Below are 26,196 nucleotides of genomic sequence, written 5' to 3' on the forward strand. Positions count from 1 at the left end.
AACCTACCACCCCATCGCATAAATGAGTAGTGAGCTTGCATAAACAACAAGTGTAACTGTAACTGTAACGACAATTACAAATTTCGTTTTAAATGTCGCAAGCATCATAAACATATTTTTAATATCCACCATCGGTCCGTAAACAAGGAACGCGACAAGTGATGCTGTTGAAAATGTACTTTGGAATGATGAAGCAATAAACGCATCCGCTTCTGAACAAAGTGATAATATGTAAGCAAGTCCCATCATAACAGCTGGTGAAGAGAACGGCCCTTGTCCTATAGCAAGAAGTGTTGAAGTTTGTACGAACGTTTGAACTGCAGCTGCAATTAACGCACCTAATACTAAATATTTTCCCATCGAGAAAAATTCCTCAACAGCATGCGTACATACATCCCACATTTTTTTACGTAATGGACGCTTATGATTCACTTCTGGGAAGTGATCATCTCTTAATTGATGTTCTCTAAACATAAATGATAATATAATTCCAACGATAATTGCTACGATAATCGCTACAATAGAACGATACCATACCATGTGCATACTACTTCCAAAGGCAACGTATGTTGCAAATAAAACAACTGGATTAATAATTGGCCCAGTTAACATAAATGCAATCCCCGCATATGGCGGAACCCCTTTTCCGATTAATCGTCTTACAATCGGAACAATTCCACATTCACAACCTGGAAACAACATCCCTAAAAAAGTAGCTACTAAAACAGACAGAAATCGGTTTTTCGGCATCCATTTTGCTACCATATCTTCTGTCACGAACATTTGAATGAATCCTGAAATAAATACACCAATGAGCACGAAAGGAAGTGCTTCGATCAATATGGAGATAAAAATTGTATTCATTTGCAGGAATGCTTTCGGTAATTGAAACAATTCCATGATGTATTTCCTCCAAATTTTCATTAACAATATGTAATTTTAACCCCATTTCATTAATTGGACAAGGTTTATATGGAATACATACCCTTTATATACATTACATTGTACAAGTTATATTCTATTCAAAATTTGAGATTTCATAGCAAAAAAGCTGCTCTAGCGTAGTTATATAACTATGCTAGAGCAGCTTTTTTATCGTTAAAAGTAACGTTTCTTCCAAAAAACAAAAGCTAACGTGAAAGATAGTGTTACACATATGATGAGTACAATTACAAAACCGTGGGCTTCCCCTTCAAACGGAACCTTTACGTTCATTCCAAAGAAACTAGAAACCATCGTCGGTAAAGATAAAATGATCGTAATTGACGTTAACAGTTTCATAACACTATTTAAATTATTTGATATAACGGAGCTAAAAGTATTCATCATTCCACTTAAAATGTGACTATATATTTCCGCCATTTCAATAGCCTGTTTATTTTCAATTAATACATCTTCTAATAAATCTTGATCGTCTTCATACATTTTTAAAAATGTACTATTACGCATTAACTTTTGAATCACAATTTTATTAGCCTTTAATGACGTTGTAAAGTATACTAAACTTTTCTCAAGGCCTAATAATGTGAAAATCTCTTTATTTTTCATTGACTGATTTAATTGATGCTCTAAATCAATTGTTTTTCGATTTATTTGCTTTAAGTATCTTAAATAATAAGTAGAAATCGTATATAAGAGCTGAAGTGCAAAGCGCGTCTTCTTAAACGTATAAAATTCTTTAATACGTTGATTAATAAAACGTTCAAAAATTGGGTTTTCTTCTAAACAAATTGTCACAAAGCAATCTGGCATCACAATCATACCTATTGGAATCGTGTCATAAATCGAATTTCCTTCTTCGTCATGTCTAACTGTCGGAATATCCACGATAATTAAAGTATTATTGTCTTCCTTTTCAATACGAGAGCGTTCTTCATCATCCAAAGGGTCTTTAATGAAATCTAAGTCTACATTTAAAGTTTGTACTAGATATTGAATTTCTTCTTCTGTTGGATGAAGTACATTAATCCAGCACCCCTTTTGCATTTCCTCAATCTCTTGTAGTTTTCCGTTTCGGTCTGTTAAATATATATTTAACATACTATCACCCCGATTCTTTTTACATGTAGGAATCTACCTCTCTTAAATCACAGTTTTTAAACCGCCATTCTCAGCATATGAAACATACGTTTAAATTTCAATAGAAAAATTATTTTGAAAACGTTTTTATAAGAAAAATATTATAAACATAGAAAAAGACAGAGTGCTCTCTGCCTTAAAAGCTTATGTTGCCTTTATAACATATTTAGAAAGCATCCACAAGTTAAACCCAACTGAAATCGTATAGCCCGCGTATGTTGAAATAATAAAACTTACATAATCGAAATACGGAAGCAATACAATATTTAAAACTATTTTCACAATAATTCCAATCACTAGTCCTAGCACCGTCTTCTGCTGTTGATTGATTCCTTGTAGCATAGCAGCCGTTACTGTAAAAAGAGAAAATAGTATGCAAGCAGGAGCATAATACTGTAAAATGATTCTCCCCATCTCTGGATCATTTCCAGCACCGAATAAAAGAGTATATACAGGCTTGGCTAACACAATCATTCCAATTGCAGCCGGCACCGTAATCGCTACTACTAATACATTTGTTCTCGTAAAATGTTTGTACAATAGCTTCGTATTTCCTGCTGTGTAAGCTTTCGTCATCTCTGGTACGAGAGACATACTAAAAGCTGTCGCAACGGATACCGGGATGAGCACAACCATTTGAACAAGACCAATTATCGCATTAATTTTTTCCGCTTCTCCTTGCATATACCCTATTTGTATAAGTAGTTTATTAATTGTAAATGTATCAATAGTCTGATACAACGGAATTGCTAAGCCCACCACAACAAAAGGAATAGAATATGTAAAGAGCTCCTTATACAATGAGAAAAAGGATTTTGTTGTTTGTGGTATACTTGCCATCTCTTTTTTCTTTAAGTGCCTTCTCCTTCTTATATAATATGCACTTAAAACAGTTAATCCACCTACAGCTCCCATAAATGCACCGAACGTTGAAATACCAACCGCTAATGAAACAGACGCTTTTAAAACATATAAAACGACAAAGCTTCCTATTAAAATGGTTAAAACCCGAAAAAATTGCTCTACAACTACACTTAATGCAGAAGGCCCCATCGATTGGAATCCTTGAAAGAAGCCCCTTAATAAACTCATTACTGGCACAAGTATTAACGCAAAACTTACAATTCGAATATTAGTAGTAACCGCTCCTACACTATTCCCCGTTTGATCATTTCCATCGATGACAAGCTTAGCTAAATGCGGAGCTAGCATATATAACGTAAAACACGAAATGACTCCCATTATAAACATAAACACGATTCCACTTTTCAACACTCTCTTAACCGTATGATAATCATTCAGTTGATCATATTTTGATACCATTTTTGAAACTGCAAGTGGTAATCCCATTGTCGCAATGCTGAGCATAATTGTATAGGGGCGATATGCATACGTATATAAAACGTACCCACTCGTACCGACCATTGCTGTAAATGGTATAACATATATAAACCCTAACATTTTTGATATCATCGTTGCCATCGTTAAAAATATCGTTCCACGTATAAACGGTGACCCTTTCATCACATTCCTCCGCTACGCTTTATTATTATACATTATGGACAACTCTTTTTTTTTAGAACCGAACCGAAACAAATAAAAAAAGCCAATGAATTATCATTGACTTTAGCGTGTTGTTTTTTTCTTTTTCAAATATTTTAAACCGAAGTATAGAGCAATAAAAAGAACAGCTCCTATAATTATGTAATGTGTGTAATCAGATGCATACTCTTTAATTTGTCGCCAATTCCCACCAAGTTTTTCACCTAAGTATATAAATAGAATTGACCATGGAATGATCGCTACAACCGTATAAAGCGTAAATAGTTTTAATGGCATCTTAGCTAGTCCTGCTGGAATAGAGATTGCATGACGTACTACTGGGATAAAGCGCGCAGAAAATATTACGCCAGCTCCATAACGCTTAAACCAACCTTCCGCTATGTCTAAATGGTGTTTATTAATAAGCAGATATTTCCCATATTTCTCTACAACCGGACGCCCTCCGTAGTATCCAAGCCAGTATAAAAAGATTTGGGCTAAAGTACCACCAATCGTTCCGGCGATAACTGCACCCACAAAACTAATTTTACCATCCGCTACTAAAAAGCCAGCATACGAAAGTACAATTTCACTTGGGATTACTTCAATCATTAAAGCAAGAGCTACTCCAAAGTAACCTAAGCTTGCAAAAAATTGCAATAACTGATCTATTATGTTTGCTAACATGTTCTTTTTTATCTCCTTTTTTCTTCACATACCATCCCATTATTACATAAAGGCTGCAATCTGCCAATATCTTCATTTTAACAATATGTACAATTCAAGCAGGATTAATCTATTAATTTCTCTTTCTGCGGGTCTTTCATGTAGGCAAACATCTCTTTAATTTGGTCTTCTGTATTTCTAGCAATTGATAAATTAGGCAATTCATTTTCACCAAAAAACTCCACCTCTTCTGTTTCAATGCTAGTTTTCTTTTCTCCACCAATAATCTCGCATCCAATGAAAATCTTATATACATGCGTCGCCGATGGAGATGGTTGATGTTTTTCTTTATCAAATATAGCTAGTAACTTAAAATGATCTACCTCATAACCCGTCTCTTCGACAACCTCTTTTGCTGCAACTTCGGTTGGCGTATAACCGACATCAGCCCATCCACCTGGCAATGCCCATTTCCCATCGCTTTTTTCTTTCACAAATAATAACTTTTCATTTTGAAAAACAACTGCTCTTATATCAACTTTAGGTGTTTGATAGCCTGTCTCACTTGCAAATAATTTCTCTACAACTTCCCAATCAGTTTTTGTGTAATGTGACATCATCGAAATCGAAATGTCTCGTAATTGTTGGAAGCGTTCTATATCGTACACATCCTTAGAATACGTTAAACCTGCTTGGGTTATAGATTGTATTTGTTTTACCCAATCAATCCATTTAATCGTCATATATCCGCATCCCCATTCTCTTTCAAATATATTACTTCACTTTTATTGATACATCTTTATTATACAAAAAAAAGAGATTGATAACGTTTCAATCTCTTTCAAAATTAATCCAATTCATATAAGTGGTCTTGTATATATTTTCTTCTTTTATTTATATATTCATAAATCATATCAGCCTCTTGATCAAATGTTTCTAATTTTTCTTTCATATATGGATCTTGTAGTAAATATGGACGAATCAATTCACACAATCCTTCTACTTTCGGCCTCATAAACGAAACTGTAAATTGGTCTTCTAATATTTCTTCTAAAATACTTCGATACTGCTTTCTAAACACAGGTATGTCTAACAATCTTGCACTTAGCGTGTTATACCCTTGAATGCGGATATATTCATGATTAAGCGGTCTCCCTTGTACATCTCGCCCCCAAGTCGCATCATAATCCCACGGTATAACTTCAAATAAATTTGTTTCATCGTTATGATATAGTGCATAGTTATGGACAAAACCATCAAAGTTTTGCGTAAAAATAACTCCTGCTAACCATCGTAAATATTTATCTACATGTAGAAACTTCCCAATCTCTTTTTCATAGGCTTCCCTCGTCAAAGTATTCGCTTGAAATACAAATTCACTCAGTTGTTCTTCACTATTTTCATTCGAATATTTAAATTCATAACCCGCAAAGAGCTCCGTCTTAACATCTTTATCTCGTTCACTCATTAATGAAAAATTCGCATCATCATCTATCGCATAATAAATAGAACCACTCGGTAATCCTCTATTTTTCAAAAAGTTTTCATCAACCGATTCTAACTGTAAATACACACCTTGAATTTGACCATTAATTTTTATAAATACATGTTGTGATTTTGGCGAAAGTACACCAATGTTATGAAAAAAGTCTAGCGATAGTTTATTTCGTATGAGAGACGGATCCATAAACTCAGAATTCAAATGAAACTCTTTCGCACCTTGAAATTTTTTTGGTTTATAAAACATAACATGATAAGATTTTTTCTCAAACTCACGAATATGAGCTCCTCGGTATACGATATCAATGTCATATTTCTTTTTTCCATAAGTTAATTTTGCTGGCACTGGACTATCTGACCAAATGTCTTTTTTCAATTCCACTAAGTACATTGGATGAACAAAAAAATCATATGAAGGTAACATATTTTCTCATCCCTTCTCAGTTCTCTTCATTCAATGTATGCGCCTTGTCTTGTCCATACATCCGCTATCATCTATTTATAGAAAATTACACTCTTGTCCTGTTCAGAAAGACGTCATCTCTCATATCATGTTAAGGAAAAAGAATACCTTTTCAACTTAATACATGATAAGGAGGATTTCTATGAAACGTGATATTAGAAAAGCTGTTGAAGAAATCAAAAGTGCTGGGATGGAGGATTTCTTACACCAAGATCCAAGCACATTCGAATGTGATGACGATTGCTCTTCAAAAATTGAGTGTAGCGACGATTGTAAATGCCCAAGAACAAGATGTACTCGTGTGAAACATTGTACATTTGTTACAAAATGTACTCACGTTAAAAAGTGGACATTTGTTACGAAATGTACTCGTGTACGCGTTCAAAAATGGACGTTCGTTACGAAAGTAACACGTAGAAAAGAATGCGTTTTAGTTACAAAACGTACGCGTAGAAAACATTGTACTTTCGTTACAAAATGTGTACGTTTTGAAAAGAAATTTTACTGGACTAAACGATGTTACTGTAAAAAATGCGAATTCTTCCCTCACGGACACGGCGGCTCTTGCGATGATTCATGTGATCATGGTAAAGACTGTCACGATGATGGGCACAAATGGAATGATTGCAAAGGCGGACATAAATTCCCATCTTGCAAAAATAAGAAATTTGATCACTTCTGGTATAAAAAACGTAACTGCTAGTTTTTATACCACCAAAAAAAGGCCGTTTTGCGGCCTTTTTTACATTTATTGAAAGTGACTTATATCTGCAAATTGTTTCACTTTACCAATACCCTCTTCAAATTCTATTATGCTCAAACTAGCACTATGCATAAATGGATCATCCCACACATTTTCTATTTCAATTCCCGCGAAATGCCCTACAAGTAATTTTGCTGCTGCCGCATGAGAAACAATCAATATGCTTTGTCCCTTATGCTTCTCTAAAAGAAGCTGCATCCCTTCAATTACTCTTTCATAAACGGCCTCAAAATTTTCGCCTGATGTTGACTGAAAAAGATGTGGCTCATTCCAAAACAGATGTACTTCTTCTGGAAATTGCTTTTCTATATCCGCGATTGTTTGTCCTTCCCATATACCCATGTTGATTTCATAGAAATGCTCATCCGCTATAATGGGTATATCACGTTCCCCCTTTATTAACTCTGCCGTATGAAGTGTTCTTTCGCTCGGACTACTATAGATCGCATGGATTGGTAAATCTTTCATTCGATTCCCTAATTGTTTCGCCTGAACTATACCATTTTCAGTTAAAGCAGAATTTTTCCGTCCTTGCATTCGCTTCACTACATTCCACTCTGTTTCACCATGCCTTGTTACATATATAGTTGTTTTCATTTCTTACTCCCCCTCACCATGTTGGTCGTAATTCCCACGGTTCAACTCTCCCTACAATCCACTCCGTTCGTTTACTTTCAATCCCTTTTATAACTCCATCAGCTATCTCTTCATGAGTAAGCCATCTTCCATATGTATCTTCTAAAATAAAACCTAAAATAATTCTATGATAACTACATCGCGTACTCCCTATTTTTTGTGCAGTCATACGTGATGCTTTACTACCTAAAATATGAAATAAACTATATGTTTTAGACGATAAATCTAGTTCTTTACAAATATTTGATAGTGCATGCTTTGCACTTGAGTGTACCCATGCAACAGCTAATGTGATCGGGCCATTTTTCTCAACTGTACTTTTAATAGCTAGCTTTACATCTTCATCATTATGATAATCTAACGAAAGGCATGTAATATTTTCTAGTGTAGAACTCATCCGCTTAACATTTTCTAATTTCACTTCATCTCGCCCGATAATAGAAACATGAAACCCTTGCTCACAAAGCCACATAGAAACTCTCTTTAGCATTCCTGTCCCACCAATTACAAGTGCATGCAAATGCTATCCCTCCCTAATAAAATGTCATATGAGGTTTCTCATCTCTATAATAATTTAAACGATCTTGCAGTGTCCCTGAGTGAAACTCAAATTTATGACCGTCAGGATCAACAAAGTATATAGATTCGCAATCTCTGACATCACGTTCTCTTCCTTTTAAAATATGAACATCATTTTCTTCTAATCGCTGTATTAGATATTCAAAGTCTTCTTGTTCAACAGAAAATGCAATGTGCGTATAAGATTGATGAATCTCATTTCTCGGAATATGTGTCTCTTCATTAAGCGCTATCCATACTCCACATATGTTAAAATACGCCAATTTCCTCCCTTTAACTAATAATTCTCCTTCTAATACTTTTTCATAAAACATAATAGAGTTTTCTAAATTAGATACCGAAAAACAAATATGATTGATTCCCCTTAACAACTATAATTCCTCCTTATACAAATAAAAGATGAGCGAAAATTCACTCACCTTTTATTGTACTATTTTTTTGTAACATATGCCCATTTATAACTGAAGTCCCCGCCAAACGTATGGTTAGCAATGCCTTTTACAAACGGCTTCTCTAAATAAGCTGTACTTTGTTGGTACGTAGGAGAAATTGCTGCGTCTTGACCAATTAAGATTTTTTCAGCTTCCGCAAGTGCATTCCAGCGTGCTTTATCATCTTTTAATAGCTCTCCTTTTGATTTCGCTACTAAATCATCATACTTCGGATTAGAATAATCCATTTCATTAAATGAGCTTCCAGTAACAAACATATCAATATAAGTCATTGGATCCGGATAATCAGGGCTCCATGCAGATAATGAGAATTCATATTGGAATTTCTTTTCTAAATCTAGCTTCTGCTTGTATGGTTGCTGTTTCAAATTCACTTTAATACCAGGCAAGTTTTTCTCTAGTTCTTCTTTAATAAAGTCGCCTACTTTTTTACGGCTACCGTTATCATCGTTTAGTAATTCAACCGTAATTGTATCTTGACCAAGCTCTTTCTTCGCTTCTTCCCATAATTTTTTTGCTTTCTCTGCATTATCTTTACTATCACGGAAGTTTTTATTTACAGAGCGGAAGTCTTTTCCATCCGGACCTGTCGTGAATTTTTCAGGTACTAAGAAATATGCTGGCAATGAACCGTCATTTAAAATGACATCAGCAATTCCTTTTTTATCATATGCCAAATCAATTGCTTCACGTACTTTTTGGTTTTTAAATGTTGCATTTTTTTGGTTAAAACGCAAGAAATATATGCGTGGATCTAACTTCGTTTTAAATTCATCTGGTTTATTCTTTTTATATTTATCAACAAATTCAGAAGTTAAAATAACTCGATCTGCTTGATCACTATCATATAAATTTACTCCCGTGCTTGTTTCCTTCACAATACTTACATTAATTTCGTCTAACTTTACAGTATCTTTATCCCAATAATTAGGATTTTTCTTTAACTGATAATTTTGTTCATGTTTCCATTGACTCATTGTAAATGGTCCATTATATAATAATTTATCTGCTTCTAATCCATATTTATCTCCTTGCTCTTTCACATATTTTTCATTTAATGGGAAAAATGTAGGGAACGACGTAAGCTCAAGAAAATAAGGTGCTGGTTGCTCTAATTCTACTACCAACGTTTTATCATCCTTCGCTTTAACACCCAATTGATCTGCTGGTAATTCACCTTTATTTACTTTCTGTGCATTTTTCACATCAAATAAAATGAATGCATATTCTGCCGCTATTGCTTTATCTAATGTACGTTGCCATGCATATACAAAATCTTGTGCTCGAACTGGATCACCATTTGACCATTTCGCATCACGTAATTCAAATGTATATGTCTTTTTATCTTCACTAATCTTCACATCTTTTGCCATACCTGGTGTTGGTTTATTATCTTTATCTAGACGATATAAACCTTCCATTGCATTTACAAATACACGGAAAGATACAGAATCCGTTGATTTAGATGTATCCATTGAAGGAATTTCAGCTGTTTCTAGCAAATTTAAAACTTGTTTATCGGCCATTCCCTTATTCGATTCTTTCTTCGTTGTCGAAGCCTTCTCACCATTCCCACATCCTGCAACCAATACACTCGTCGTTAACGCAAGTGCAGCAATTGTTGTTGTCTTTCTCTTCATTCTTCCTTCCCCCAATCTATATGTATAAGTTAAATCCTATATAATATATTTTATTATACAAAAGATTCTGATTATTTTAAATATTTATTTTAACAAACATAGAAAAAAGCGATCGGAAATTTCTTTCCAGTCGCTTCCTTGAATAGCATTTACTTGTAATCCATCCTCTATATCAAATGGATTTTGAACTTTAAATATTTCTTCCATCAGCTTCAAAAACTCTTCTTCAGTTTTAGATTCACCATTAACCATAAGTGAGTATGGTTCCACTTCACCTAATTTATAATCGACAACAAATTGAATCTTCACCTTTTGTCTTGGCGTTCCGGCGTTATATCCTTGGAATTCTACTAATTCTAACCCTTCCGTTCCACGATAATATATCCAACCTGAATTTTGAAAATAATTTTCGAAAGATTCACCTATTGAAAAGAAAGGATATTCATAAAGCGAGCTTGTACGAACCTTTTGAATAACGTCTCGATCAGTCGGAAAAAAGAAATGACTAAAAAATATGCTAGCAACTGCTAAAATAGTAACAATTGTCGCTCCCATTTTGCTCGTTCCGCCGCTATCATTGATTAGATAGTTTTCAACTGATTTATCTTTTATTTCTCTTGCTTTTATTCGGTATATACGTCTTTCCGCAAATTGATAGTATAATCCATTTGCAAAAATCCCCATTCCAAACAGAATAAAAATGAGTAATAAAAACGTAAGAGGTACCATATTAATGATTGGCAACGCTACATTAAATCCCATATAATACGAAAATGCATCACACGCTACTAATAACAACATAAATAAAGCAGCTGGTACATAATACTTACGATATCCTAGCCAGCCTATATTGAAAATAGCAGCCCAACCATTCCAGCTCCACCTAGCAATCCGCTTATTCTCAAGCTCCCATTTCCTTTTGTAATACGGATATTGTCTCCCTACATATACTTCTAGTTCTTTATCTATTAACGAGCTGCCTTCATCTTGTTCATTATCCAAGTTTCGCTGACAACTTGCACAATTTAACTGTTCCTCCTCGCAAGGTTGCCCACAATTTATACATTTCAAAACAATCCCTCTTCCCATACATACGTCATTTCAAAATACCTTCGTGTTTTAATAACCACTCTTTCCTCCATAAACCACCCGCATATCCAACAAGCTTTCCACTCTTTCCTATTACACGGTGACATGGAACGATTATTGAAATTGGATTCCGACTATTTGCCCCTCCTATTGCCCGTACAGCTTTTGTATTTCCAACCTTCTCTGCAATATCTAAATATGAAGCACTTACGCCGTACGGAATAGTATAAAGAGCATCCCATACATTTTTTTGAAATGCGGTTCCCTCCGCAGACAGCGGGACCGTAAACTCTTTTCTTTTCCCTTTAAAATATTCATCTAACTCATTTATACATTGTTCTATCATTTCATTTTTATTCTCTTCTTGTCGTTCATCAACAAATATAACAGACGTAATGCCTTCTTGATTTGCTGTAATTTCTAGCAAACCTACTTCGCTTTCATAATAAGCCTGGTACATATGTCATCCTCCAATTCAGTTCATATTAGTCATTGTAACACGAATAAACAAAATTTTTCGTATAAGCGTTTTATTAGAGAAACAAAAAAGAGAATGGTAAAATATAAGAAAATTCAATCAAGGAGGCTATTTGATGAATTCCAAGCTTTTTTCACCTTATACAATTAAGAACGTTACACTAAAAAATCGTATCGTTATGTCGCCTATGTGTATGTATTCATCGGGGAATGAAGATGGCCGCGTTACGAATTTCCATCTCATTCATTATGGAACTCGCGCTGCTGGCCAAGTAGGTTTAGTTATGGTTGAAGCAACTGCCGTTTTAGCTGAAGGACGAATTTCTAACAAAGACTTAGGCATTTGGGATGACAACCTAATTGAAGGCTTACATAAAACGACTACTTTTATACATGATAACGGTGCAAAAGCTGCCATTCAACTCGCTCACGCCGGAAGAAAAGCTGAATTAGGTACGAATGCTTTCGCTCCTTCTGCAATTCCTTTTAGTGATACGATGAAAATACCAGTAGAAATGAATATACAGCAAATCAAAGAGACTATATTAGCTTTTCAGAGGGCCGCGTTACGTTCAAAACAAGCCGGATTTGATGTTATCGAACTACATGGCGCTCACGGTTACCTTATCAATGAATTCCTATCACCACTTACTAATAAACGAACGGATGAATACGGCGGCTCACCTGAAAACCGCTATCGCTTCTTACGCGAAATCATCGACTCTGTAAATAAAGTTTGGGACGGACCAATATTCGTTCGTATTTCAGCAAATGATTATCACCCTGACGGACTAACAGTTCAAGATTATGTTCAGTATACAAAGTGGATGAAAGAACAGGGAATAGATTTAATCGATTGTAGTTCTGGTGCAGTTGTACCAGCACATATTGATGTGTATCCTGGTTACCAAGTACAATACGCCAAACATATTAAAGAGTATACTAAGATTGCAACTGGTGCAGTTGGATTGATTACGACTGGATCTCAAGCAGAGCAAATTTTAAATGATAACGAAGCAGATTTAATTTTCATCGGACGTGAGTTACTTCGCAACCCGTACTTCCCGAGAATAGCAGCCAATGAACTTGGCTTTGAATTGCAAGAACCTCACCAATATAAGCGAGCACCAGGAAAAATTCATACGAATAAATAAAACCGAGAAGTCATTCTTCTCGGCTTTATTTATTCTATCGTTGTAATTTCATTTGAATTATAAGTATGGATACCCGATTCTTCTCGCAGCGCGGTTATATACATCCCTTTCGCCACATCTTTAGCTGAAATTGGTTTATACTTTTTGAAAGCCCCTTTAAAGATAAAAGGAATAATACGAGATAACTTTTCAGCCATTCGTTCACCGAAACGAAATTCTTGTCGATTTCCTACTAATAATGATGGTCTAAAAATGTGAATACCACCGATCACTAACTTTTGCAATTCTTCTTCCATTTTTCCTTTCACTTGTGAATAAAAGAAAAATGATTTAGGATTCGCTCCCATAGAAGACACAACAAGGAAATTTTGTACCCCTTGTTTTTCAGCTAAACAAGCAGCTCGTAACGTATATTCATAATCTACTTTTTTAAAATTTGCTTTTGTTTTTGCTTTTTTTATTGTTGTTCCTAAGCAACTAAAAACATCATCCACAGCAAAGAACTCTTTATATTCCTCTAATACCGAAAAATCAACTTGTTTCTGCTGTAACTTTTCATGTTGCCATTGCATTGGATCTCTTACAAAAATAGTAACCGAATCATAGTAATCTGATTCAAGTAATAGACGCGTTATCTCTTGTCCAACTAAACCACTTGCACCAAGTATTAACGCTGTTCGCTTATTCATATATGCATATACCTCTTATTTTACTTTTCTCTCCTTCAGTAAAATACAACCTTTAGGAGTTTCCTGATCTTATTTTACCACAAGTAAAACACTATGCGTACGCATAGTGTTTTACTTACTCTTTTTTCTCATCTCTCTCTTGTAATTTCGTTATTGTTGTAGCGTCCCCTAAATTACTTATTAATCTTCTTAAAAAAATTAATACAAAAGATAATGGCAATACTACCGCTAATATTAATAAAATAGCTTCCATTAAGTAACCCAAACGCTCACCCCCCTCTTTAACCTCCTTTTCAATATATGAAAACAGCGTTGTCACATATGCATGCATTTGCAAAAATAATACACTTATATTTGACAACTTTATAACAAAAACAAATCGGAATGATTATTATTTATTGCAACTTTATTAAAGATGTATTATACTAAGTTCGCAAACTAAAACGTAATTATTCCGTTTTGTATTAAAATGATATTTTTCTTCTATAATTGGGGAAAATATATCCGTAAAAAAGAAAAGAGGAGAACTTCATGCCTAAAAGATTGACTATACTTTCATTCTTACTTATTTTTACCTTAATTTTCGCTGGCTGCTCAAATAAAAAAGAAAGTAATGCCAAGAAAGATGGAAAGCTAACAGTTTATACAACGATTTTCCCACTTGCTGATTTCGCAAAGAAAATCGGTGGCGACTATGTAAATGTTGAAGCAATTTACCCACCTGGTGCAGATTCACATACATTTGAACCAAGTCAAAAACAAACAGTACAAGTTGCAAAAGCTAATTTATTCGTTTATAACGGCGCTGAATTAGAACCATTTGCTGAAAAAATGGAAAAAACATTACAAAAAGAAAATGTTAAAATTGTAAATGCATCTAAAGGTATTGAGCTTCGTGCTTCTACTGAAGAAGAGCATCATGATCATGGAGATGGCCATAAAGAAGATGAACATCATCACGATAAAGACCCGCATGTTTGGTTAGATCCTACTCTAGCAATGAAACAGGCGGAAAAAATTAAAAATGCACTTGTAGAATTACAACCTGAACATAAACAAGAATTCGAAAAAAACTTCGCCGCACTTCAAACTAAATTTACTGATTTAGACGATCAATTTAAGGCAGCTGTAGCGAACGCAAAAACGAAAGAAATTTTAGTTTCTCATGCTGCCTATGGTTACTGGGAACAACGATACGGCCTAAAACAAATTCCTATCGCTGGAATTTCAGCTTCTGATGAACCATCTCAAAAGCAGCTTGCTGACATTACAAAAACAGTAAAAGAACATAGTCTAAAATATATTTTATTCGAAACGTTCTCTACTCCAAAAGTAGCATCCGTAATTCAAAAAGAAACTGGTACAAAAGTTTTACGCTTAAATCACTTAGCTACTATTTCTGAAGATGATGCGAAAAATAATAAAGATTACTTCACTTTAATGGAAGAAAACGTAAACACATTGAAAGAAGCAACAAACTAATCCATTATATTTTCTAGGCAGCTGAATCTGGTATTCAGCTGCCTTTTTATGTATTTATCCTTGACTTGACCAAAATAACAAGTAAAATTATCCATATTAGCTTTAAAGCTATATTAATTTAGAAGGTGAGTTGGAATTATGAATCTTCACATTTGTGAAGTAACAGCAAAAAATTGGCGTTCAGTAGTTGCTTTAAACGTCACAAAAGATCAGCAACAATTTATTGAAAGTAACGCGTTTTCTTTAGCAGAATCATTATATGAAGGAAACGGAACGTCAGTAGGTTTATATGATGGAGAAACACTTGTAGGTTATGCAATGTATGGATGGTATTCAGTAAAACATAAAAGTGTATGGCTCGATCGCTTTATGATTGACCAACAATATCAAGGAAAAGGATACGCAAAACGTTTCCTTCGCTTACTCATTCAATTCTTACAAGAAAAATTTGAATGCAAAATAATTTACTTAAGTTTACATCCAGACAACAAACTTGCAATGGGACTGTATGAATCATTTGGTTTCCGCTTAAATGGTGATATTGATGATGAAGGTCCAGTTGTAGGTGTTGTAATGGAGTTACTAATAGACGAAAATACAAGCCTGTGAAAACAGGCTTTTTATTATACATTTATCAATTTTTAATTTCTTTCCCTTATTTAATTCTGTTTTGCAATCTAATAGAATGTTCATAAAAAATAAGCCTGCAATTTACGCAGACTTATTTCACACACTCCTGAAAATGTTCTTGGAACCACTCTTTATTAATATCTCTTCCGATGAAAACTACTTCACTTACTCGCTCTTCACCCTCTTGCCACTCTCTATCGTACGAAGCGGCAAATAAAGTATGTACACCTTGGAAAACGATACGTTTATCTACTCCATCTATCGATAAAATTCCTTTGTAACGATATAAATATTCCCCTAGCTCTTGAACGACAGCTGACATCCACTCATTAAGCTTTTGTAAATCCAGCGGACGTTCTTCACGTAATACAAATGATTTCACACCTTCTAAGTGATTATGTTCTTTATGAGGGTAAATTTGCAACGTATCTTTCGTTTTAAACGTTTGGATTTGTAATAAAGATGGTATATCTACCTCACAGTTAGTCGCCTCAATTAACTTTGCAGTCGGGTTAATTCCTTGAATTTCATGCAAGAGATTTTCTTTCTCACTCTCTTCAATTAAATCTAATTTATTTACTAAAACGACATCCGCAAACGCAATTTGCTCTTTTGCCTCTAATCCTTTTTCAAAATGTTTATGTATATGATAACTATCTACCACCGTTACAACACCGTTAATTTGGTATGCAGATTGAATGACTGGATCTAAAAAGAATGTTTGAATAATCGGCCCTGGATTTGCAAGTCCAGTCGTTTCAATTACTAAACCATCAAAATCCATTTTCCCTTCTGCTTTTACGTCCAGTAACTGTTTTAAAGCAACAAGTAAATCTTCACGTACAGTACAGCATAAACAGCCATTTGTCATTTCCATAATTTCTTCTTCTACATTCATAATCAACTGATTATCAATGCCAATTTGCCCTATTTCATTTACAATCACCGCTAATTTCTTACCGTGATTTTCTGATAAAATACGATTTAATAAAGTCGTTTTCCCTGATCCAAGAAAACCAGTTAATATTGTTACTGGAATCATTCCTTACATCTCCTTATAGCTATATGTTTCTACATTATAGCATATAGAAAAAATCATTTTTTTAGCAAAACATATTTATTGTATGTACGCCCCCCAAACTATATAATAATACGTAGTAAGAAAGCCTTTTCAAAATAATAATCATTCATCAAGGGGGTACTTATAATGGAACGAATTCAAATGAATGAAACGCTAGAATTCTCTCGTATTATTCAAGGATTTTGGCGTTTAGCAGAATGGAATATGACGAAACAAGAATTACTTTCTTTCATTGAAGATTGTATGGATATGGGAATTACTACTTTTGATCACGCTGACATTTACGGCGGATATACGTGTGAAGGGTTATTTGGCGAAGCTTTACAATTAAAGCCTTCCTTACGAGAAAACATGCAAATTATTACAAAGTGTGGAATCGCTCCCCCATCACCGAAATTTCCAGAGCGATATGTTGCTCACTACAATACTAGTGCAGAGCATATTATGCAAAGTGTAGAAGCATCACTTAAAAATTTACATACAAATTATATTGACGTATTACTTATTCATCGTCCCGATCCTTTTATGGATCCAAATGAAGTGGCAAAAGCATTTTCACAATTAAAACAAGAAGGAAAAGTTCGTCACTTCGGTGTATCTAACTTCTTACCTTCACAATTCAATATGTTAAGTTCGTACTTAGATTTCCCGCTTATTACGAACCAGATTGAAGTTTCTGCATTGCAGCTTGAGCATTTTGAAAAAGGGACAATTGATTTATGCCAAGAAAAACGAATCAATCCAATGATTTGGTCACCTCTTGCTGGTGGGGAAATCTTTACTGGTCAATCAGAACGCGCCGTACGTGTACGTGAAACTATGCAAAAAGTTGCTACTGAGCTAGGTGTTTCTAGTATCGATATGGTTATGTATGCTTGGTTACTTGCTCATCCAGCTAATATGATGCCAATCGTTGGCTCTGGTAAATTAGATCGCGTAAAAACGGCTGCTCTTGCTACAAACGTTAACTTAGACCGTCAACAATGGTTTACAATTTTCGAAAGCTCTAATGGGCATCCTGTACCATAATGCATAAAAAGAAGAGCTGTTTTCTTACAGCTCTTCTTTTTCATATGTATTTCTAGTCATGGCAAATACACACATATCCCTTAATCCGTTTCCATCTACCGCAACACTCGCACTTTCTAACGTACCTTCTAACTTAAAGCCTAATTTCTCAGGTATCGCTCTACTCTTCTTATTTAAAGAATCACAACGAATTTCTACACGGTTTGCTTTCAATTCAGAAAAAGCGTAATCCGTTATACCTTTCGCAGCCTCTACCATATAGCCTTTTCCGCTAAACCTTGTATCAATCCAATATCCGATTTCAAATTGAGGTATATCCCAATTAATACGATGTAATCCGGCTGAAGCAATAAATTCACCTGTTTCTTTCGAAAACACTAGTAATCTTAAATCCTCACGTTGCAAAAATTGAATATGTGATTTTCTAATACTTTCTTCTATTTCTTGCTCTGTGTGCTCTTTTTGTGCAAACACCATCCAAGGTTTTAGTTCTTGTATTGAAGCCTGAATTGCATCATATACAACTTTACCATCTCCTGGTTTCGGCATTCGAATAAAAAGCCTGTCAGTATAAAATTCAGAAGGAAAATCGAATAATAACGGATTCACTGTAAACACTCCCCATAATTCTTTTATATATAATAATATCCATCTCAAGTTATATAGTAAAGAATTTTCTGAATTGAAAACCTTTTACTCATTCACTTCCGCCGCTACACGAATTCCAGATTCAATCGCACCTTGAATCCATCCGTGATATAGCGTTGTATGATCTCCAGCGAAGAATATTCTCCCCTCTGGTTTGACAATCGCTGGTTGTAGCTCAGATTCTTGACCTGCTTGAAAAAGCGCAAATCCTCCAAGCGCATACGGATCCAATGTCCAGCTTTTTGATATTCCAGATATGAACTCATCATACACTTGACCACCTAATATTGTTGCTAAGTTGTGTAAGGCGTAATAAATACGATCGCCTTTTGATAAACCATCCCATAACAATGCATCGTAAGACCATGTATAGCTACCTAACATCATAGCAGGTCCTTTTTCTCCAATTCCATGACTTGGATAATAGGCATAACGAATTGGCAAATCTGTTATAATTCTGCCACCTAATTGCCCTTGTTCTTCCCAAAATCTGCTTTTAAATTGAATTCCTATTTTCGTCGCAGGCATGTAATGCAATTCACGAATTGCTTTCCATTTTTCATGAGATATAGAATCAAACGGATCTACTTCTACAAAACGCATTGTCGAAAACGGGATAGTAACAATAACTAAATCTCCTGTAATACTACTATATTCAAAAGTTTCCTCGTTCCGATAGAAAGCTGTCACACCATTATCGTGTTGATGTAACTTCATTAATTTTTGATTATATATAATATTTTCTTCTAATTGCGGTAAAAATGACTTTGGTAATCTATCATTCCCGCCCATAATTTCACAAAATCCGCTCTCCTCTTGCATAATGTATAGAAATCGTAAAGTCTCTACAAACGACCGCTCTAAAAAACCTTCTAAATCTAATAGAACACCGATCATCTCAATTGTTACTGGCGAAAAGTAAGTATTATACTGATAAGGATGATACTTTAAAAATTGTCCTGTGGAATATCTCCCAAAATCCTTCACTACAACATCCCAATTTTTCTCTGGATTTCTTTTAATAAAATTTATTATCGGCTGTACTGCTAATAACAATAGTTCTTCAGACGTTTTTCCCACTTCGTTCATTTCCACAGGATACCTTAAAATACTCGGATCCTTTTCATATTGTTTCAACGTCGTTTTCCGTCCATTTACATAAATAATATCCGTCTCATTCCTATTAATAAAAGGACTCACCTGTAGCCCAAATTTTCTTATATATGCCATCGTTAACCTATGTGTATACGGAATTCTCATTGCTCCCACATCTAAATATAATCCGGTATCTTCCATTCTAACTGTCTCTATACGGCCACCTACCCGGTTGTTTGCTTCAAAAATTTTCACATCATGTCCTGCAGCCTTTAATAAAGATGCTGAAACTAATCCAGCCATACCAGCTCCCACTACAATAATTTGTTTTGGACTTATCGTCTTCTTCAATCCTTTATCTATAACTTTTAACGCTTCATCCATTTCAGTGTTATACATTATATCTTTCTGCACAATTCCACCCCTTATTTCATCAAATGGACGTTAGTGGTTTAGTGCATTTTATTCATAGATCTCCATAAACATAACACCATTGCAATTTGAATATTCACTAAAAATACATAAGAGACAGATTTCATATTTCTTTATGCTTCGTATAATATAGCAACTGCAAAGAAGGAGTGGTTAAAAATGAAACATACTTATGACTACCATGCTACAAAAAAACATTTAGAATTAAAGAAACAAAACTTATGTAAAAAACTTAGCAATATGACACTATCTGCAAAAGAACGTGAACAGCTAAAACGTGAAATTGACAACTATGAATATATTTTAAATCTAGTCGAAATGAATCATTATGAACGCGGATTTTCTCATTAAAAGCGGAAATAAGATTATCCGCTTTTCATTTTGAGCATTTCACTACGCATTTTTCATAAGTAAATATATAATAGGATGTACATTAAGATTGAGAGGTATATTCTATGATTAAGTTAAGTGTATTAGACCAATCACCTATTTCAGATGGTAGCACAGCAGCCCAAGCTTTTTCACATACAGTTACGCTTGCACAAGAAGTTGAAAAACTCGGATTCACACGTTTTTGGGTATCCGAACATCATAATTCCGTAGGCTTAGCTGGTTCAAGTCCAGAAATACTTATTTCTCATATTGCCGCAAAAACGGACCATATTAGAGTCGGTTCAGGTGGTGTTATGTTACCGCATTATAGCCCATATAAAGTCGCTGAGAATTTCCGTGTTTTAGAAGCACTGTATCCAAATCGTATCGATCTCGGTGTTGGTAGAGCCCCTGGTGGTATGCCAATAGCAACTCGCGCACTTCAAGAAGGGAAAATGGTCTCACTTGATCAATATCCAGAACAAATTGCAGACGTTGCAATGTACATACATGATCAAGTACCAGAAAACCATCACTATGCAAACTTAAAAGCCACTCCAGTTATCCCAACATCTCCTGAAATGTGGATGCTCGGTTCTAGTGGAGAGAGCGCTAAAATTGCTGCAAACAACGGAGCTTCTTTCGCATTTGCACAATTTATTAATGGCTTTGGAGGCCCTGAAGTTATGAGGGCTTACCAAGAACAATATCAGCCCTCATTTTTAGGAGATAAACCAAAGTCAATCGTTGCTATTTTTGTTATTTGCGGAGAAACAAATGAAGAAGCAGAAAAAATTGCTTCTAGTTTAGATTTATCAATCTTATTATTAGAGCAAGGAAAACGAACTACTGGTACACCTTCTATTGAAACTGCTCAAAATTATTCATACAGCGCTTATGATTTATTCCGTATAAAAGAAAATCGTCAACGTATGATTGTTGGTGATCCGTCTTCTGTAAAAGAAAAAATAATAAACTTAAGCAAAGCATACAATACTGACGAATTTATGATTGTCACGATTACTCATCAATTCGAACATAAATTAAAGTCTTATCGCTTACTAGCAAATGCTTTTAATTTATAATTCTAAAAAGAGATGCATCACATATGATGCATCTCTTTTTCTTACTACTTATTGTTTTCATTTCCTATATATTCAATAGCTTCTTTTAATAGCTCATCAAAGTTAATAGGATAATTATGATCTAAGTCAGGCACAACTTTATACTTATGTTCTATATTCTTATCTCTTAATAGTTGCACAAATTGCTGCACGGATTCGAAACAATCTTCATCTTGATCCCCGCATACTATATATCCTTTTATATGTTTATCCTGCAGCACACTCAACAACTCATCCCATTCTTCAATCTTGGGAAGCCAGGGTGCCATAAAAACAAAACCATCTACATCTATATCTTTTTGTAAAATCGTATATAAAGCTACTCTTGCCCCTGCAGAAAAACCACCAATTATTACATTTTCTACTGTATGATTTTCTATAAACTTATTGTAATGCTCTTTTAATTCCCCTTTCCCTCTCTCTAGATCATCCCAAACAAATCCATCTGAAAACTGAATTTGTGAAGACTGTGGTAAAGCTAACGTGTAATCTTGTGTCAAAACTGATTTCCAATATGGCTCTACTATTTGAATATTTTCTTGGTCACCATGTAATGTAAGTAGTAGATTTCCCTCTTTCTTGCTGTATATATATTTCACGTCTGGTCTTTCCGTTTTATGTGCTAATCCTTCTCTTTCTTTACATAATTGAACCATTGTATGAAATTCTTCAAATTTATGTAGTGATTTTAAATCATCGTCCGAAATTAAATACTCATTTCCATACCAGAATCCCTTTTCTATAATGGCCTCTCTCATTAAATGTAATGCTTCTTTTTCAAGTCCCGATGCACTTGCGAGCGCATACTTAAAATTATATATTTGCGCCTCATTCCCTATTACACCTGTAGCATTTTCCATTATATAATTGTACGCTTCAAAACTTCCTTTATTTGCATAACAACGTAACGTTTCATTTAATAATTGAATGTAAGTCATACTATTTTTCATGTACCAATTCCCCCGAAACCTTTTATAATATTTTTTTGCGAATCTTTATACCACTTTGTATAACCTACGCTAACAATATCTTATTCTCAGAATGATGCTTAATAGTTACTCTTCCCTGTCCAATACATTTAGTATAAATGAAAATAGACTGAAAAATCAATATTTTAACAAACAAAAAAAGACAACAATATATGTATTGTTGTTTTCATTACATCTACCCGCTCTTTTGTTTTTTTCTATCTGGTTTACTTGAAACTAAATAATGTTTTTCTGAAATATATAAGTCTCTTTTTAAGCTACGATTTAAGTAAGGTCCTAGTTTCATTCCGCATATGAGGCGATCTTCGCTACCTTCAACAATTGGGAACATTTCTTTTTCTGTTACGTATTGATCTACTGCTTTTTGTACGACATCAATTTCTTTCACTAGGTTTAAATTTTCTGCTGTATGTTCAAATACCTCAAGCGTTTCCTTCGTTATGAGAAAATCATTTGTTGGAAATGCAGGTAAATACGGTTTTAACAAATCATAATTCACTGTATAATCGTCATTTACTAATACTGTATAAACAATATTAGCATTCGTTACTAAAAACTGAGCCATCGCTTGTTCTAATTCATCTTTCGTAATTTCCCGCTCTTCTTTTCCAGTTCTGAAAAAGCGAAACATCGCATCGCCTCCTTTTTACTATATTATAGCATAAAAGAAAACTGAAAAATCATAAAAAAACCCATTGAAATAATTTTTCAATGGGTTTCTATATATTTATCGTTATTTTAAGAATGCACTTAGCATCCATACATGTTGTTCTAATGTTGTATGAATTGCTAACAACATGTCAGCTGATGTTTCATCGCCAGCTTCGCCCGCAACTTCCATACCTTCTTTTAATTCTTGAATAAGTGCAGAATAATCATTCACTAATGTTTGCACCATTTCTTCTGCAGATTCTTTGCTTGTCCCTTCGCTGACACTAGATGTTGCGAGATATTCTTTCATTGTCGCTAATGGTTTACCTTCTAAAGCTAAAATACGTTCTGCTAACTCATCAATATACGTTCCAGCTTCATTATAAAACTCTTCAAATTTCTCATGTAATGTAAAGAAGTGTGGCCCTGTCACATACCAGTGATAATTATGTAGTTTCACATATAACACATTCCAGTTTGCTACCTGCTTGTTTAATACTTCAACAACATTTGTTTTCGTACTCATACAACCCACTCCTCTTATCATTTTGTAATGTTTATCTTTTAATAACCTAATTACATTTTACCATACATTCCCTTTCCTTTCGAACAATCGGCTTATATGTAACAAAGTTTTAACACCTTTAATACTTCCCTAATATCATTTAATTCATGTATTTTTTCAAACACTTCATACGTCTAATTGTCCAAGCTCATACATATGCATAATAGTACATCAAGCTCATCATAGTAGAAAGAGGGATAACATGGACAATCAACAATGGCAAGTAGCAAAGAAAGTAGCTGCTACTTATATCGGAACTGTCGTTGGAGCTGGATTTGCTACTGGACGAGAAATTGTTGAATTTTTCACAGTGAATGGATTATATGGGACAATTGGCATATGTGTAAGTGGATTTTTTTTTATTTGGCTCGGCACAAAGATGATGTTACTTTCATCGCAAATTGGGGCATTTTCAGCGCAAGAATTTAACAAATATTTATTTGGGGATGTATTTGGGAATGTTGTAAACACATTATTATTACTCGTTTTATTCGGCGTAACGAGCGTTATGTTATCAGGGGCTGGTGCAGTATTTGAAGAGCAACTTCGCTTACCAAGACAACTCGGTATTCTCATTACAGTTATCGCTTGTCTCATTATAAGTAGCCGCGGATTACAAGGTGTTTTTGAAGTAAATACACTTGTCGTACCTATTATGATGATTTTTATTATCGGACTTGCTATTACAACCTTTTTTCACGGTACACCTTCCATTAATAACACTATTCCTGCAGAGAGTTGGAATATGAAATGGATTACTAGCCCTATTACATATGTCGCCTTAAATCTTTCTCTCGCCCAAAGTGTTCTCGTCCCATTAGCCAGTGAAGTTAAGGATCGAAAAGCCATTTTTTGGGGTGGGATTTTAGGGGGTGCTGGACTTTCTTTAATTTTATTATGCAGCCATTTAGCAATCTTATCAGTCGATCAATTTTATCAATATAACATCCCAATGGCTGAAGTCATAAGAAGATTTAATGCAACTTTTCACTTCTTCTTCGTTCTCATTATTTTCGGTGAAGTTTTCACAACTTTAGTTGGTAATGTGTTCGGAATGACAAAACAGATGCAATCTATTACTGGGTGGAAAAATAACAATATTATTTTCTTTATTTTACTAATTAGTTATTGCTTTAGTTACATCGGTTACAGTGACTTACTTCACATTCTATATCCTATCATCGGATGGGTAAGTATTGTTATACTTCCAATCATTGCATTTAAACAACTTCAAAAAACATAAAAAAGCATCCATGTTATTGGATGCTTTTTTATGTTCATTCACAATCATCACATACTTCCCAGTACGGCCCCATTTCTAATGCTAAATATGGCTTTAATTGCAACCGAATCATTCGACTAGGCATGCGCTCTAAAACAAATTGAATACCCTCTTCATCTTCGTCTAATTCAACTTTTGAAATCGCAATTCTTTGCATAGTCGTAATGGGAATTCCATCTTTATATAAAGTGATTTTCACCTCATCGTATTCATTAAAATACAATTCGACACTCATTTGATTTTTCAGAATTTCATCAACAATTTTATATGTATCATTTTGTTCTTGGATTATATATTTCCATCCGCCTCTATCTTCTTTCGGAGCTGTTTGAAATAATGTCTCCAAATCCTCGTATAGCATAAGATAACCCCTCTCTTACTAAAAACGATGAGTATTTTATATACCCTTTATCTCTATCACTATCCATAGCTATTGTACCATATATCACCGTTCTTACCGTATTCATTTGCTTCATACATACTTATAAAACAACTAATTCTATCTCCATTATTATGTATATTACCTCATTACTCCATACTCTCTTACAAGTTCAAATAACATCAGACTTTAATCAATGCAAATATTCTCTACTGTCCGCTTTTATTAGCTTACAGCATTCACACTTTTACATATAGTAAGACTAACACAAATAAAAAAGGAGAGTGACTTATACCACTCCCCTTAAAAGAACTTCCCTATAGCTGCTAAAACTAATACGATTATTAAAATTGCGAATAATAATGAGACAATGAAACTAAAAATAGGTAACGCTTTCTTTTCATTCTTCTTAAATAGTAACTTTAAACTAAGAAAAATATTTACTGGTACAAGTATAAAATAAAAATATTTAACAATTTGCACCGAGCTATTCGAAAGTGTTTTTAATATAAACACTTCAATTAGAAAAACAATAAAAAATGAAATACTTAGCCAAAATGAAACGTAACTAAGCCAAGAATGTCTTTTTGTCCCCCAGTACACTCCCATAATACTCTCCTTTTATTTGTATTCTATAGGTTAACAATTATACACAAAGCTAACAAATACCTCTATTTTTCGACAAATATTATGCAAAATACCATTTTA

At 34.3% G+C, this 26,196-nt stretch carries 30 protein-coding genes; 8 read left to right on the top strand and 22 right to left on the bottom strand.

From position 1 onward, the window contains the following. Positions 1–3 precede the first annotated feature (3 nt). The 6 genes from MR160_RS09175 to cotH all read right to left on the bottom strand — a co-directional run bounded on the left by MR160_RS09175 (position 4) and on the right by cotH (position 6,211). A complete protein-coding gene (locus MR160_RS09175) occupies positions 4–900 on the bottom strand; it encodes a permease (RefSeq protein WP_000418726.1) in 897 nt (298 codons plus the stop codon). 198 nt (positions 901–1,098) lie between these two features. Next, on the bottom strand, positions 1,099–2,040 hold the full coding sequence (locus MR160_RS09180) for a magnesium transporter CorA family protein (RefSeq protein ID WP_000932389.1): 942 nt from the start codon (positions 2,038–2,040) through the stop codon (positions 1,099–1,101). Between the two features lie 183 nt (positions 2,041–2,223). After that, a complete protein-coding gene (locus MR160_RS09185) occupies positions 2,224–3,603 on the bottom strand; it encodes a putative polysaccharide biosynthesis protein (protein ID WP_000678844.1) in 1,380 nt (459 codons plus the stop codon). Positions 3,604–3,705: 102 nt separating this feature from the next. Beyond that, positions 3,706–4,308, bottom strand: coding sequence for an undecaprenyl phosphate transporter UptA (gene uptA, locus MR160_RS09190; RefSeq protein ID WP_000880690.1), 603 nt, complete (start codon positions 4,306–4,308; stop codon positions 3,706–3,708). 104 nt (positions 4,309–4,412) lie between these two features. Beyond that, positions 4,413–5,030: an NUDIX hydrolase N-terminal domain-containing protein gene (locus tag MR160_RS09195; protein ID WP_000153595.1), complete on the bottom strand. Its 618-nt coding sequence runs from the start codon at positions 5,028–5,030 to the stop codon at positions 4,413–4,415. Between the two features lie 104 nt (positions 5,031–5,134). Continuing rightward, on the bottom strand, positions 5,135–6,211 hold the full coding sequence (cotH, locus tag MR160_RS09200; RefSeq protein WP_000938005.1) for a spore coat protein CotH: 1,077 nt from the start codon (positions 6,209–6,211) through the stop codon (positions 5,135–5,137). 181 nt (positions 6,212–6,392) lie between these two features. Here cotH and exsB point away from each other — a divergent pair, with 181 nt between their 5' ends. Beyond that, positions 6,393–6,953 (top strand): exosporium protein ExsB, encoded by a 561-nt coding sequence (gene exsB / locus MR160_RS09205; protein ID WP_000817480.1) that lies wholly within the window; start codon positions 6,393–6,395, stop codon positions 6,951–6,953. A gap of 45 nt (positions 6,954–6,998) precedes the next feature. Here exsB and MR160_RS09210 read toward each other — a convergent pair whose 3' ends face one another. The 6 genes from MR160_RS09210 to MR160_RS09235 form a co-directional block, all read right to left on the bottom strand. Then, complete coding sequence (locus MR160_RS09210; protein WP_000858837.1) at positions 6,999–7,610, bottom strand: phosphoserine phosphatase 1; 612 nt, start codon at positions 7,608–7,610, stop codon at positions 6,999–7,001. A gap of 13 nt (positions 7,611–7,623) precedes the next feature. After that, positions 7,624–8,169, bottom strand: coding sequence for a short-chain dehydrogenase (locus MR160_RS09215; protein WP_242297243.1), 546 nt, complete (start codon positions 8,167–8,169; stop codon positions 7,624–7,626). Between the two features lie 13 nt (positions 8,170–8,182). Continuing rightward, complete coding sequence (gene fosB / locus MR160_RS09220) at positions 8,183–8,599, bottom strand: FosBx1 family fosfomycin resistance bacillithiol transferase (RefSeq protein WP_000943764.1); 417 nt, start codon at positions 8,597–8,599, stop codon at positions 8,183–8,185. A gap of 59 nt (positions 8,600–8,658) precedes the next feature. After that, the gene (locus MR160_RS09225; RefSeq protein ID WP_000824270.1) at positions 8,659–10,320 is read right to left on the bottom strand and encodes a peptide ABC transporter substrate-binding protein; all 1,662 of its coding nucleotides are present in this window, start codon (positions 10,318–10,320) and stop codon (positions 8,659–8,661) included. An 84-nt stretch (positions 10,321–10,404) separates the two neighbouring features. Next, entirely contained in the window at positions 10,405–11,409 is a 1,005-nt protein-coding gene (locus MR160_RS09230; protein WP_017763053.1) for a DUF2628 domain-containing protein, read from the bottom strand. 7 nt (positions 11,410–11,416) lie between these two features. Then, positions 11,417–11,869 carry a methylated-DNA--[protein]-cysteine S-methyltransferase gene (locus MR160_RS09235; protein ID WP_000283913.1) on the bottom strand — a complete coding sequence of 151 codons (453 nt, stop codon included), beginning with the start codon at positions 11,867–11,869 and terminating at the stop codon, positions 11,417–11,419. A 133-nt stretch (positions 11,870–12,002) separates the two neighbouring features. Between MR160_RS09235 and namA the strand changes: the two genes are divergently transcribed. Continuing rightward, positions 12,003–13,040, top strand: a complete 1,038-nt coding sequence (namA, locus tag MR160_RS09240; protein WP_001086172.1) for an NADPH dehydrogenase NamA — start codon at positions 12,003–12,005, stop codon at positions 13,038–13,040. Between the two features lie 29 nt (positions 13,041–13,069). On the opposite strand, the gene MR160_RS09245 is transcribed toward namA, so the two are convergent. Together MR160_RS09245 and MR160_RS09250 are read right to left on the bottom strand one after the other, a co-directional pair. After that, a complete protein-coding gene (locus MR160_RS09245; RefSeq protein WP_001042730.1) occupies positions 13,070–13,729 on the bottom strand; it encodes an oxidoreductase in 660 nt (219 codons plus the stop codon). 115 nt (positions 13,730–13,844) lie between these two features. Continuing rightward, complete coding sequence (locus MR160_RS09250; RefSeq protein WP_000540932.1) at positions 13,845–13,994, bottom strand: hypothetical protein; 150 nt, start codon at positions 13,992–13,994, stop codon at positions 13,845–13,847. A gap of 266 nt (positions 13,995–14,260) precedes the next feature. Here MR160_RS09250 and MR160_RS09255 point away from each other — a divergent pair, with 266 nt between their 5' ends. Both MR160_RS09255 and MR160_RS09260 read left to right on the top strand, forming a co-directional pair. Continuing rightward, on the top strand, positions 14,261–15,211 hold the full coding sequence (locus tag MR160_RS09255) for a metal ABC transporter substrate-binding protein (protein ID WP_097890446.1): 951 nt from the start codon (positions 14,261–14,263) through the stop codon (positions 15,209–15,211). A gap of 138 nt (positions 15,212–15,349) precedes the next feature. Further along, on the top strand, positions 15,350–15,820 hold the full coding sequence (locus tag MR160_RS09260; RefSeq protein WP_001048684.1) for a GNAT family N-acetyltransferase: 471 nt from the start codon (positions 15,350–15,352) through the stop codon (positions 15,818–15,820). A gap of 112 nt (positions 15,821–15,932) precedes the next feature. On the opposite strand, the gene MR160_RS09265 is transcribed toward MR160_RS09260, so the two are convergent. After that, on the bottom strand, positions 15,933–16,883 hold the full coding sequence (locus MR160_RS09265) for a CobW family GTP-binding protein (RefSeq protein WP_000613427.1): 951 nt from the start codon (positions 16,881–16,883) through the stop codon (positions 15,933–15,935). Positions 16,884–17,048: 165 nt separating this feature from the next. Between MR160_RS09265 and MR160_RS09270 the strand changes: the two genes are divergently transcribed. Next, on the top strand, positions 17,049–17,951 hold the full coding sequence (locus MR160_RS09270; RefSeq protein WP_086398523.1) for an aldo/keto reductase: 903 nt from the start codon (positions 17,049–17,051) through the stop codon (positions 17,949–17,951). Positions 17,952–17,975: 24 nt separating this feature from the next. On the opposite strand, the gene MR160_RS09275 is transcribed toward MR160_RS09270, so the two are convergent. Beyond that, complete coding sequence (locus tag MR160_RS09275) at positions 17,976–18,560, bottom strand: GNAT family N-acetyltransferase (protein WP_086398522.1); 585 nt, start codon at positions 18,558–18,560, stop codon at positions 17,976–17,978. An 84-nt stretch (positions 18,561–18,644) separates the two neighbouring features. Continuing rightward, positions 18,645–20,108 (bottom strand): flavin monoamine oxidase family protein, encoded by a 1,464-nt coding sequence (locus tag MR160_RS09280; RefSeq protein ID WP_016077833.1) that lies wholly within the window; start codon positions 20,106–20,108, stop codon positions 18,645–18,647. A gap of 177 nt (positions 20,109–20,285) precedes the next feature. Between MR160_RS09280 and MR160_RS09285 the strand changes: the two genes are divergently transcribed. After that, the gene (locus MR160_RS09285; RefSeq protein ID WP_000683363.1) at positions 20,286–20,477 is read left to right on the top strand and encodes a DUF3896 domain-containing protein; all 192 of its coding nucleotides are present in this window, start codon (positions 20,286–20,288) and stop codon (positions 20,475–20,477) included. A 104-nt stretch (positions 20,478–20,581) separates the two neighbouring features. Then, complete coding sequence (locus MR160_RS09290) at positions 20,582–21,583, top strand: LLM class flavin-dependent oxidoreductase (RefSeq protein WP_000594036.1); 1,002 nt, start codon at positions 20,582–20,584, stop codon at positions 21,581–21,583. Positions 21,584–21,627: 44 nt separating this feature from the next. On the opposite strand, the gene MR160_RS09295 is transcribed toward MR160_RS09290, so the two are convergent. From MR160_RS09295 to MR160_RS09305, 3 genes are all read right to left on the bottom strand, one after another. Further along, the gene (locus tag MR160_RS09295) at positions 21,628–22,572 is read right to left on the bottom strand and encodes an alpha/beta hydrolase (protein ID WP_000798311.1); all 945 of its coding nucleotides are present in this window, start codon (positions 22,570–22,572) and stop codon (positions 21,628–21,630) included. Between the two features lie 214 nt (positions 22,573–22,786). Beyond that, positions 22,787–23,242 (bottom strand): DUF3939 domain-containing protein, encoded by a 456-nt coding sequence (locus MR160_RS09300; RefSeq protein ID WP_242297245.1) that lies wholly within the window; start codon positions 23,240–23,242, stop codon positions 22,787–22,789. A 102-nt stretch (positions 23,243–23,344) separates the two neighbouring features. Next, positions 23,345–23,788, bottom strand: coding sequence for a Dps family protein (locus MR160_RS09305; protein ID WP_000105199.1), 444 nt, complete (start codon positions 23,786–23,788; stop codon positions 23,345–23,347). A gap of 241 nt (positions 23,789–24,029) precedes the next feature. Between MR160_RS09305 and MR160_RS09310 the strand changes: the two genes are divergently transcribed. After that, positions 24,030–25,070, top strand: a complete 1,041-nt coding sequence (locus MR160_RS09310) for a YkvI family membrane protein (protein WP_000370209.1) — start codon at positions 24,030–24,032, stop codon at positions 25,068–25,070. Positions 25,071–25,104: 34 nt separating this feature from the next. On the opposite strand, the gene MR160_RS09315 is transcribed toward MR160_RS09310, so the two are convergent. Continuing rightward, entirely contained in the window at positions 25,105–25,470 is a 366-nt protein-coding gene (locus tag MR160_RS09315; protein ID WP_000965064.1) for a DUF3979 family protein, read from the bottom strand. 321 nt (positions 25,471–25,791) lie between these two features. Further along, on the bottom strand, positions 25,792–26,097 hold the full coding sequence (locus MR160_RS09320; protein WP_000539571.1) for a hypothetical protein: 306 nt from the start codon (positions 26,095–26,097) through the stop codon (positions 25,792–25,794). Positions 26,098–26,196: the final 99 nt, after the last annotated feature.

Origin of the sequence: Bacillus cereus group sp. BfR-BA-01382, from assembly GCF_022663475.1 — a bacterium.
In the GTDB taxonomy this organism is placed as follows: domain Bacteria; phylum Bacillota; class Bacilli; order Bacillales; family Bacillaceae_G; genus Bacillus_A; species Bacillus_A thuringiensis_S.

Excerpts from the sequence above, each read along its gene's own strand:
- MR160_RS09270 (WP_086398523.1), top strand. The coding sequence starts at position 17,049 with ATGGAACGAATTCAAATGAATGAAACGCTAGAATTCTCTCGTATTATT.
- MR160_RS09195 (WP_000153595.1), bottom strand. The coding sequence starts at position 5,030 with ATGACGATTAAATGGATTGATTGGGTAAAACAAATACAATCTATAACC.
- MR160_RS09290 (WP_000594036.1), top strand. The coding sequence starts at position 20,582 with ATGATTAAGTTAAGTGTATTAGACCAATCACCTATTTCAGATGGTAGC.
- MR160_RS09185 (WP_000678844.1), bottom strand. The coding sequence starts at position 3,603 with ATGAAAGGGTCACCGTTTATACGTGGAACGATATTTTTAACGATGGCA.
- MR160_RS09300 (WP_242297245.1), bottom strand. The coding sequence starts at position 23,242 with ATGTTTCGCTTTTTCAGAACTGGAAAAGAAGAGCGGGAAATTACGAAA.
- MR160_RS09175 (WP_000418726.1), bottom strand. The coding sequence starts at position 900 with ATGGAATTGTTTCAATTACCGAAAGCATTCCTGCAAATGAATACAATT.
- uptA (WP_000880690.1), bottom strand. The coding sequence starts at position 4,308 with ATGTTAGCAAACATAATAGATCAGTTATTGCAATTTTTTGCAAGCTTA.
- MR160_RS09235 (WP_000283913.1), bottom strand. The coding sequence starts at position 11,869 with ATGTACCAGGCTTATTATGAAAGCGAAGTAGGTTTGCTAGAAATTACA.
- MR160_RS09320 (WP_000539571.1), bottom strand. The coding sequence starts at position 26,097 with ATGGGAGTGTACTGGGGGACAAAAAGACATTCTTGGCTTAGTTACGTT.
- MR160_RS09230 (WP_017763053.1), bottom strand. The coding sequence starts at position 11,409 with ATGGGAAGAGGGATTGTTTTGAAATGTATAAATTGTGGGCAACCTTGC.
- exsB (WP_000817480.1), top strand. The coding sequence starts at position 6,393 with ATGAAACGTGATATTAGAAAAGCTGTTGAAGAAATCAAAAGTGCTGGG.
- namA (WP_001086172.1), top strand. The coding sequence starts at position 12,003 with ATGAATTCCAAGCTTTTTTCACCTTATACAATTAAGAACGTTACACTA.
- MR160_RS09225 (WP_000824270.1), bottom strand. The coding sequence starts at position 10,320 with ATGAAGAGAAAGACAACAACAATTGCTGCACTTGCGTTAACGACGAGT.
- MR160_RS09265 (WP_000613427.1), bottom strand. The coding sequence starts at position 16,883 with ATGATTCCAGTAACAATATTAACTGGTTTTCTTGGATCAGGGAAAACG.
- MR160_RS09180 (WP_000932389.1), bottom strand. The coding sequence starts at position 2,040 with ATGTTAAATATATATTTAACAGACCGAAACGGAAAACTACAAGAGATT.
- MR160_RS09285 (WP_000683363.1), top strand. The coding sequence starts at position 20,286 with ATGAAACATACTTATGACTACCATGCTACAAAAAAACATTTAGAATTA.
- MR160_RS09245 (WP_001042730.1), bottom strand. The coding sequence starts at position 13,729 with ATGAATAAGCGAACAGCGTTAATACTTGGTGCAAGTGGTTTAGTTGGA.
- MR160_RS09255 (WP_097890446.1), top strand. The coding sequence starts at position 14,261 with ATGCCTAAAAGATTGACTATACTTTCATTCTTACTTATTTTTACCTTA.
- MR160_RS09305 (WP_000105199.1), bottom strand. The coding sequence starts at position 23,788 with ATGAGTACGAAAACAAATGTTGTTGAAGTATTAAACAAGCAGGTAGCA.
- MR160_RS09295 (WP_000798311.1), bottom strand. The coding sequence starts at position 22,572 with ATGAAAAATAGTATGACTTACATTCAATTATTAAATGAAACGTTACGT.
- MR160_RS09310 (WP_000370209.1), top strand. The coding sequence starts at position 24,030 with ATGGACAATCAACAATGGCAAGTAGCAAAGAAAGTAGCTGCTACTTAT.
- cotH (WP_000938005.1), bottom strand. The coding sequence starts at position 6,211 with ATGTTACCTTCATATGATTTTTTTGTTCATCCAATGTACTTAGTGGAA.
- MR160_RS09210 (WP_000858837.1), bottom strand. The coding sequence starts at position 7,610 with ATGAAAACAACTATATATGTAACAAGGCATGGTGAAACAGAGTGGAAT.
- MR160_RS09260 (WP_001048684.1), top strand. The coding sequence starts at position 15,350 with ATGAATCTTCACATTTGTGAAGTAACAGCAAAAAATTGGCGTTCAGTA.
- MR160_RS09315 (WP_000965064.1), bottom strand. The coding sequence starts at position 25,470 with ATGCTATACGAGGATTTGGAGACATTATTTCAAACAGCTCCGAAAGAA.